1 protein-coding gene is annotated in these 309 nt (G+C 70.9%); it reads left to right on the top strand.

Annotated features, from left to right (window positions below; genetic code table 11):
- Positions 1–309, top strand: a 309-nt coding sequence (locus M3666_RS16520; RefSeq protein WP_251155830.1) for an Asp23/Gls24 family envelope stress response protein, incomplete at both ends; no start/stop codon positions are given.

Below are 309 nucleotides of genomic sequence, written 5' to 3'. Positions count from 1 at the left end.
CGACCACTCCGGCGACCGCTTCGGCGGCGTCGCGCTCGGCCGTCCAGAACGGTTCGGGTACTGCGGGCAAGACCACGATCGACGACACCGTCGTGTCGAAGGTCGCCGGCATCGCCGCTCGTGAGGTGAACGGGGTGCACTCGCTGGGCGGCGGCGCTGCCCGTGCGATCGGCGCGATCCGTGACGCGATCGGGCAGCGTGACCACGGTCAGGGCGTCAAGGTCGAGGTCGGCGAGAAGCAGGTCGCCGCGGACGTCGTGATCGTCGCGGAGTACCCGGTGTCGCTGCAGCAGGTCGCTGACGGTGTCC

Origin of the sequence: Curtobacterium sp. ODYSSEY 48 V2 (assembly GCF_023712625.1) — a bacterium.
GTDB lineage: Bacteria > Actinomycetota > Actinomycetes > Actinomycetales > Microbacteriaceae > Curtobacterium.
The sequence above is the reverse complement of the archived record's forward strand: the minus strand, read 5'-3'. Positions and strand labels throughout refer to the sequence as shown.